Source organism: Nitrosomonas ureae, from assembly GCF_900108305.1.
Taxonomy (GTDB): domain Bacteria; phylum Pseudomonadota; class Gammaproteobacteria; order Burkholderiales; family Nitrosomonadaceae; genus Nitrosomonas; species Nitrosomonas ureae_B.
Genome location: NZ_FNUX01000042.1, coordinates 1 through 8,565 on the forward strand (window position 1 = coordinate 1; position 8,565 = coordinate 8,565).

Annotated in this window: 5 protein-coding genes and 5 pseudogenes; 6 read left to right on the forward strand and 4 right to left on the reverse strand. The window is 42.4% G+C overall.

Annotated elements, in window-relative coordinates; genetic code table 11:
• Positions 1–49: 49 nt before the first annotated feature.
• Positions 50–1,149, reverse strand: a pseudogene (locus C4S39_RS15945) (IS3 family transposase).
• Positions 1,150–1,989: 840 nt separating this feature from the next.
• On the opposite strand from C4S39_RS15945, the pseudogene C4S39_RS14435 reads away from it, so the two are divergent.
• A pseudogene (locus C4S39_RS14435) lies at positions 1,990–2,604 on the forward strand (class I SAM-dependent methyltransferase).
• Between the two features lie 72 nt (positions 2,605–2,676).
• Here the strand turns inward: C4S39_RS14435 and C4S39_RS15610 are convergent.
• Positions 2,677–3,168, reverse strand: coding sequence for a hypothetical protein (locus C4S39_RS15610; RefSeq protein ID WP_219817980.1), 492 nt, complete (start codon positions 3,166–3,168; stop codon positions 2,677–2,679).
• Between the two features lie 25 nt (positions 3,169–3,193).
• Positions 3,194–3,406, reverse strand: a complete 213-nt coding sequence (locus C4S39_RS16115; protein ID WP_219817981.1) for a hypothetical protein — start codon at positions 3,404–3,406, stop codon at positions 3,194–3,196.
• Between the two features lie 257 nt (positions 3,407–3,663).
• Between C4S39_RS16115 and C4S39_RS14445 the strand changes: the two are divergent.
• Together C4S39_RS14445 and C4S39_RS14450 are read left to right on the forward strand one after the other, a co-directional pair.
• Positions 3,664–3,845 (forward strand): annotated as a pseudogene (locus tag C4S39_RS14445) (IS1595 family transposase); the annotation flags it as partial.
• 77 nt (positions 3,846–3,922) lie between these two features.
• A pseudogene (locus C4S39_RS14450) lies at positions 3,923–4,591 on the forward strand (IS1595 family transposase).
• 10 nt (positions 4,592–4,601) lie between these two features.
• Here the strand turns inward: C4S39_RS14450 and C4S39_RS14455 are convergent.
• A pseudogene (locus C4S39_RS14455) lies at positions 4,602–4,787 on the reverse strand (IS3 family transposase); the annotation flags it as partial.
• A gap of 1,053 nt (positions 4,788–5,840) precedes the next feature.
• Between C4S39_RS14455 and C4S39_RS14460 the strand changes: the two are divergent.
• From C4S39_RS14460 to C4S39_RS14470, 3 genes are all read left to right on the forward strand, one after another.
• A complete protein-coding gene (locus C4S39_RS14460) occupies positions 5,841–6,653 on the forward strand; it encodes a methane monooxygenase/ammonia monooxygenase subunit C (protein WP_103967646.1) in 813 nt (270 codons plus the stop codon).
• 89 nt (positions 6,654–6,742) lie between these two features.
• On the forward strand, positions 6,743–7,303 hold the full coding sequence (locus C4S39_RS14465) for a hypothetical protein (protein ID WP_103967647.1): 561 nt from the start codon (positions 6,743–6,745) through the stop codon (positions 7,301–7,303).
• A gap of 343 nt (positions 7,304–7,646) precedes the next feature.
• Positions 7,647–8,477, forward strand: a complete 831-nt coding sequence (locus tag C4S39_RS14470; RefSeq protein ID WP_258039464.1) for a transposase — start codon at positions 7,647–7,649, stop codon at positions 8,475–8,477.
• Positions 8,478–8,565: the final 88 nt, after the last annotated feature.

The following is an 8,565-nucleotide window of genomic DNA, read 5'->3' on the forward strand; positions in this document are numbered from 1 at the left end:
CCTCATCATTGAAAATCAAAGATAATTTCAACCTTTGATTCACTTTCTTTCAACATGCCTTTCTGACTACCAAGTACGCATTTGCCGGATGAACCCTAATTTGGTTGTAGAACATGAAATATTTTTCTAAGCTTTGTTCTGCACTACATACGCTGTCGTAGGCGTGCAGATATACCTCTTCGTATTTGACGCTCTTCCAAAGCCGTTCGACAAACACATTGTCACGCCAACTACTCTTGCCATCCATGCTGATCCGGATACCGTTATCCTTCAGCAGCCCGGTGAATTCCAAGCTGGTGAATTGGCAACCTTGGTCTGTATTGAAGATATCCGGCTTGCCATGCTTGTTTATGGCTTCTTGCACAGCTTCAATGCAGAAGTCGGTAGTCAAGGTGTTAGACAATCGCCATGACAGCACTCGACGGCTTGCCCAGTCGATCACGGCGAACAGATAAACGAAGCCGCGCTTCATTGGGATATACGTGATATCTGCTGCCCAGACATGGTTTGAGCGGGTGATGGACAAATTCCGCAACAGATACGGATAGACTGGATGCGCCTGATACCGCTTGCTGGTATTGGGCTTGCGGTAGATTGCGTGGATTCCCATTCGCTTCATCAGCGTGGATACACGACGCCGACCGAATAAACTTCCTTCACGTTTGAGCATTTTGGAAAGCATTCTGGCGCCTGCAAAGGGATAGTTCAGATGCAATTCGTCTATTCGGCGCATCAGAGCAAGCTCCTCCGCTGATAGCGGAACCCGGTCGGTAGTATGCCGTTGAACGTGCCACATCCAATAGCTGGCATTGCCTCACTAACGATAGTTTATGGGCTCGGTCTATCATCGCTTTGCGCTCAACAATCCCGCCTTGATGAGTGCGTCATCTCAAAAAATCATTCTCCAACGTCAGCTGGTCAATCTTGGCGTAAGAGTATCTTGAGATCAGGCGCGGCAGCCTTTGCCCTTGAATTACTCCCGAATACATCGATTGCAGATTCCTGTAATTGCTGCTTTCATTCCGAAATCTGATTCGGATGCACATCAAATTGTTCAGTTAACTCAGCAAGTGTCTTGTCACCCTTGATCGCAGCTATTGCCACCTTGGCTTTGAATCCCGCTGCATGATTCCTTCTCGTCCTTCTCATATACTCGCTCCTTTTTTGCCGCGAACTTCACGGATTTAGATTGAGCAAGATTAACACTTATCCGACTGTCCGAATTTGTGAGACCACTTCTATATGATCCAGATGCAGAATACTGCACAGAAATACCTCAAGCAAGGGAATTGTTTTGGGTAGTAGATCTTGTGGATGATGAACTACGTAACATGCCGATTGCTATACAATTGCTAAGAGGAAATGTAAATGACAAAAGTAAGACATTAATTTCTTTCAATTCAAAAAACCATCCTGATGGAGTGATTAAAGGTGAATTCAGTCTGAAGGAAGGAGATTATAGAATGCGTATCATAGGCGAAGGAGTCCCCCTCTACACTATGAATATTCCTTTAGAGTACAGATGGTGAATTATATGGATGCCATTCGTACCGCAATCCCCTATTTAATTACGATATTGGTACTTTCCTGGTTCTCAGCTAAATTCATGAGATCGAAAAAAGTGCCCATTAATAAGTAAACTATTAACACAATTTTTAAGCAAAAACCAGAACTTCTCTTCCTTTTTTAGTTTTGGTTTTTGGAACGCCTTCCGGCTTGGAATTTTCTCCCGCAAGCAAGTAGATATTGTTTCAGTCTTTTTGCTCGGAAAAAGGTGTGGAAGTAGAATTTACTTGATAGAGACAAGTTTGATATTACCGGACAGATTCACAGTTTTTTGGATATAGGTGGTGCAATTCTAGCTTGTGGAACCTGTCTTAAACTTCGCCAGTCTGAAGAGTTAGGAATCTGCCCGATATCCACGATGCAGGATTTATATACGCTGATTCACGATTCAGATAAGGTATTGAGCTTTTAGAGAAATTACCCATGGATAATAAGCAGCATTGGGAACAGGTATATACCACTAAGGCATCTGACTCAGTTAGTTGGTTTCAGGAACACGCTGACCAGTCTCTGCGACTAATCCATAATACAAGACTCGGTAAAGATGCGGCCATTATTGATGTGGGAGGGGGAACTTCCAGACTAGTAGATGACCTTGTGGCAGAAGGCTAAACTGATTTGACAGTATTTGATCTGTCATCAACTGCGCTTGCTGTTGCAAGGCAGCGTTTGGGGAAACATGCGGATATTGTTCACTGGATAGAAGGCGATATTACCCGTGCAAAGTTTCCCATGAACCGATTCGACATTTGGCATGACCGTGCAGTGTTCCATTTTTTGACTGATCCGGCAGATCGCCATGCTTATGTCGAGCGTGTCTTAAGTTCGGTTCGGCCAGGTGGACATGTGATTGTTGCCACTTTTGCCGAAGATGGACCAGAAAAATGTAGTGGTCTACCCGTGATGCGATACCAACCTGAAGCCCTACATGCGGTATTTGGAGATACTTTCCAGCTGGTCGAACATGAGAAAGAGGCACATCGCACTCCGTTTGGCACCGTTCAGCAGTTTGTGTATTGCTATTGCCGCAAGAGGTAATAGCTAATTCTCCGAATATTTTTAGTAACTGCATAATCTTTCCCGCATAGAAGCACAACTTATTTATCCTGATTACTTCTTTTTGCTAAGCGCTTTTGAGATTTCTAAACTTTTAGACTCTTGAAAGATAATCGAAGGCACCAAGCGTATGTAAATCAACTCACCGACCAACTCCACCAGCGTTTGAGTAACGATTACGACAGATGCCAGAATCCAACCGTCCGGCAAAGCTAGCGCTAAAGGCAGAACCACCAATGAATTCCGCGTTCCTGCGCTAAAAACGAGCGCTCTTCCTGCCTGTGTGTCCAGGCGAAACGCATATGCCGTCAAGCGAGCAAGAAAGGGCATGACTGCCATGAAGGCAATATAAATTGGCACGACTTGTCCCGCAACTGGAAGGTACTCTTCTATTCTGCCAATTTGAGATGCTATGACAAGAAGTAATGTAATCGCCATAAATGGTACCGGAAGCCACGCCGTGACTTCAAGCCAGATTGCACCGCTACGCTGACGCTTTGCCCAAAACTCGGTTGATAAGGCAAGCCCCAGAGGAAACACAATCAATACAAGAAAAGCTTCCAGGAATGGCTCAGCTACTCATTACCTGTGCGGCTTGCTCTCCCATGAAAAGCCATAGATACACGGGCAAAAGAAGCATCTGGGTAATCAGTAGCAAAGGCGTGGAAGCAAGCACGAGTCGGGCATTGCCACGACCAAGGTGGGTAAAAACGACAACGTAATCAATACAAGGTGTTAACAGAACCAGATATACCCCGAGTAGCAGTGTGGGGGTATGGTCGATCTTTAAAACAGGCTAGAACAACAATCATGTGAGTTTGATATTTATCATAATTGTGTTATGCTTGAGGTGCACTTTTACGAAAAATGTAGTAGTTTACCATGTAGTTACACCAGCTCCTTTACCGTAGCCGGCGTCTCATTGAGGGTAGAGCTAGTTCTTATACTAGCTCTACCGCTCTACCAAATTTTGGCTTTCGCATACCTTCAATCGATCTGAAACATTTTGTACTTTAATACATAGAAATAGTACCAGATTAATACATCGAAATAGTACCAGACTATAAGCGATTGATGCTACAAGCAATGGACTTGGTAAAGTGTCGATTGAAAGTGTCATTCATAGTGATGTCTGGCGTGATTATAATGGTTTAGTAGATGTAGGATACTCCAAGCATTTTCTAGATGGGCATTGCCGTATTAACGATATCGTGACGTGGTCAACAAATTCTGAACATCCCAGTTAAGCAATTTTTATCATGGCTCTAGACTAGCAGATACAATCTGGTAGTCTAGTAAGATGTTAAGAAACAGTAAATTAAGTGATTATTTTATTAAAAAAATAATTCAATGCTTTTGCATTGATATTCCTGCTAGAAAAGCAGCTCTGCTATTAGGTAAAAATCGTAACACGATTAATCGTTGGTATGGCATTTTCAGACAAGTAATATATCGCCATCAGACCGCCCTTAAAGACAAGTTGTTAGGTAGAGTGGAGGTTGATGAAAGCTATTTTGGTGCTAAACGGCATCGGGGTTATCATGGCAAACTCAAACGCGGTTGCGGTACATTAAAACAACCTGTATTTGGTGTGTTTGAGCGAGATGGCAGGGTATACACCGAAATAGTACCGGACTGTAAGCGCTTGACTTTACAAGCGGTGTGACTTGGTAAAGTATCAATTGAAAGTATCATTTATAGTGATGGCTGGCGTGGTTATAATGGTTTGGTAGATGTAGGATACTCCAAGCATTTTCGTGTATCGCATGGTGACAATGAATTTGCTCGGGATGGGCATTGCCATATTAACGGTATCGAATCGTTTTGGAGCTTTACCAAGCGGCGGCTTGCAAAGTTTAACGGCGTGTCAGTTAACTTTGAGCTGCATTTAAAAGAATCTGAATGGCGTTGGAAAAAGCAACCTCATGAACTTGCAAATGAACTATGGCAACTCATCAGATATTATTAACTCTGCTAGTCTAGAGCCTTATCATTTTTGTCACCTCTGCTTTATATTGATTGGGGCTTTTATATCCCAGGTACGAGTGCAGTCGGTGGCTGTTCTAAAACATAGAAATATATTGCAATACATCTTGCTGTGCTGCATGGCGGGTTTGGTAGTGCCGCCACTGAACACGTTCCTGTTTAAGACTACCAAAGAAACTGAGGATTGTTACTCATTTTCAGCCCCCTTTTTTCGAATGATGTTATTAAAAAGGGATTTACCGAAACCAATTGCCGGGACAAGACAGTAATGAGATAAGCAATCAGGCCCTTCTTGGGTCACAGGCAAAGGCGAGGTGAAACCTCACCGCCAGATGTTGCCAAGTAACCGACAGATCCGCGGAATGACACTGATGGTGGTCGATCAGAGTGAGAATCAGGAAACTTGGCAACCCTTACGGCACCAGAGCTCCAATAATTATTCATTCAATGAATGAGCAACCTATTATTGAAATCTGGCATACGCATTCTTACTATGGTTACTATGGTTACTATGGTTACTATGGCAACTCATTAGAGATTATTAATCTCTGCTAGTCTAGAGCCTACTTAATTATTAGTTGCTTAATTATTTTAACAAGAACGAACAGTCACGGCCACGAGACATTTGGTTGGTACAAAGCCGATTGGCAGTTGCAATTGGTAACGCTCTGCCTACTCTCACCAAAGACTTTAATGTGTATTTGATAATTTTGGAGAGTAGCTTGAGTTGGAGCGGTAAGGCGGTGTGTTTTCACACTTTATGAGCCTTTATCACCTCGTCAAAGACGGCACTAATAACTTGCTCAAGCGCTCCCTCTACATATTGCCCCTTCTCTTTCAGCTTCTAAGCTATCGCATATACTTTTCCGGATCTCGTTAAGTTCCGATTGATGACGCTGGACGTAAGCCATCCCTTCCTAATTCGCTAGCACTTTGCGCAGCCGGAAGCCAACAAGGGTTTCAATGAAATTGTCTTGCTCGAAGGACAATATTTCTGGTTTTTTCATAATATACACATAGCATAGTTAACAAATGTGACAATTTCCCTTCTCCTCTTCCTTAATACTTAATACTTAAATAAAAGAAAGTCATTTTTTAATAAACAGAGCTGATATATACTGAACTTAATAAGATAAAGACCATCTATTTAGCATGGGATATTCCCATTAGGATTCTCTAAGTGTATTTTCTCATATATGTTAATTTAATTAATAAAAGTATGGAGGTTTATAATGGCAACAACATACGGAACAACAACTGGCGTACAAAAAAGTACTGATTACGACATGTCACTGTGGTACGACTCGAAGTACTACAAAATAGGTCTAATAACCATGTTATCTGTAGCGATATTTTGGATCTGGTATCAAAGGACATTTGCTTATTCACATGGCATGGACTCGATGGAACCGGAATTTGACAAAGTGTGGATGGGGCTGTGGCGTGTACACATGACGCTGATGCCGCTGTTTGCGCTGGTTACCTGGGGCTGGATATTAAAAACCCGTGACACGAAAGAGCAACTGGACAATCTGGATCCTAAGTTAGAGATCAAGCGTTATTTCTACTGGATGATGTGGCTGGGTGTGTATTTGTTTGGCGTTTACTGGGGTGGCAGCTTCTTCACCGAACAAGACGCATCATGGCACCAAGTGATTATTCGTGACACCAGCTTCACACCAAGTCACGTGGTAGTGTTTTATGGTTCATTCCCAATGTACATCGTATGTGGCGTAGCCTCATACCTGTATGCGATGACGCGTCTGCCACTGTACAGCCGCGGCACATCATTCCCGCTGGTAATGGCGATTGCTGGCCCATTAATGATTCTGCCAAACGTAGGTTTGAACGAATGGGGTCATGCATTCTGGTTCATGGAAGAATTGTTCAGCGCACCATTGCACTGGGGCTTTGTGATTCTGGGCTGGGCAGGTTTATTCTCAGGTGGTATTGCAGCACAGATTATCACCCGTTACTCCAACCTGACCGACGTCATCTGGAACAACCAAAGCAAAGACATTCTTAATAGCCGGATTGTTCCTTAATCGAAGAATATGTTGGTATAAATGCTTATCCTGTATCTTTTATAAGGTATGGGATAAGCATTAAAAAACCTTATGTTAGGGAGAGGGGAATGACTAGGCCAATAATACAAGTATGGAGTTTGGTAATTACATTTTTTTCATTATTTTATATAAATGCTGTTTTTGCACATGGCAGAGTCTCCTTAGAATCAGATATCTGTGTACGTAATATGGGGGGCAGCATGGTACATTTAAGTACTTATCAACCCCAATATGATCCAGAAGCAGAATACTGTACAGAAATCCCTCAAGCTGGGGAATTTTTTTGGGTATTAGATCTTGTTGATGATGCGTTACGCAATATGCCTATTATTATTCAATTGGTGACAGGAAGTGAAAACGATGATAGTAAGACGTTAATTTCTTTTAATTCAAAGAACCATCCTGATGGAGTGATTAAAGGTGAATTCAATCTGAATGAAGGAGATTATACAATGCGTATCATAGGGGAAGGTGTTCCTCCTTTACACTATGAATATCCATTGAGAGTACAAATGGTCAATTATATGGATGCTTTCCGTACTGCTATGCCCTATTTAATTATGGTATTGCTACTTTCCTGGTTATCAACTAAATTTATGAAAAGGAAAAAAGTACTCATTAATAAGTAAGTATTGGGAGTGCTTGTATATGCTGTGAATAATAAGTTGCATTTATGAGTCAAATAACGAGAAAAAACTAAAACTTCCTTTTAGGATTTGGGTTTTTTCTATTTACAGCATATCAAGTTTCTCTATATTCCTTTTCAAAATCCTCTTTCTGTTATTGCATAAATCGTATTCATCGACATACTATTAGACGACAATTAACCTGTCCGGCGCATTTACTCATTAAAAACCACACTACTTAGAGCTTACTCATAAAGTATAAATATCTGATTATATTGAGTAAGGGTATATTTTTTGGTAAAATAGTGCACGCAAATATGTGAATTAACACCAAAAGCCGTGCACTATGATTCGTTATGTCAGTCAAAAGCAACTGCCCCTCGAAGGATTTGATACACCGCCAGGCATGATACTTGATCCCACTAATCGCTGGGTAAAACTGAGAGATTGCATACCGTGGGATGAGTTGTCCGAGAGCTACTATAAGACGTTATGTTCAAATCTGGGCCGCCCAGCCAAAGATGCCGGAATTGTGATTGGAGCGGTGATTATTAAACATAAATTATCGGTCTCAGATGAAGAGACTGTTGAACAGATTCGAGAAAATCCGTACCTGCAATATTTTATTGGTCTGAAAGGTTTTCAAGCGCAGGCACCCTTTGCGTCATCATTACTGGTTGAGATACGCAAGCGCATGGGTCAGACAGTATTTGATGAGTTTCATGAGGCGATCATCGAAACGGTTGAACCTCGACGGACAAAGAAGTCATTCAAAGCAAGTGATGATGACAACGACGGCAATGATGTGTCAAATAGCGGTGATACGGGCAGCAATGACGGGGGTACTGCAATGGAGGCAGACCAATCTTTGGCCGATGAGCTGCCGCGCAATCACGGCAAATTAATACTGGATGCGACCGTTGCAGAACAGGCCATACGCTATCCGACAGATCTTGGACTGCTGAACGAAGCGCGTGAATTAAGTGAGCGTATCATTGATGAACTGCATGCCAAAAGTAACCGGGCACAGAAAAAGAAGCCGCGCACTTATCGCGAGATTGCCAGAAAAGCCTACCTCAGCCTGGTCAAGTTAAGACGGCCATCCAGCAGAAAACGCCGTGCCGGTATCAGGCAGCAATTGCAGTTCCTGCAGCGGAATTTAAAGCATATTTGTTGACGCTAACTCAAAACTGACCAGAAAAGGCTGTTTGTGCTAACTGAATTTTGACCAGGTAATCCACGTATCCTGCTTAATTTTTAAGCGG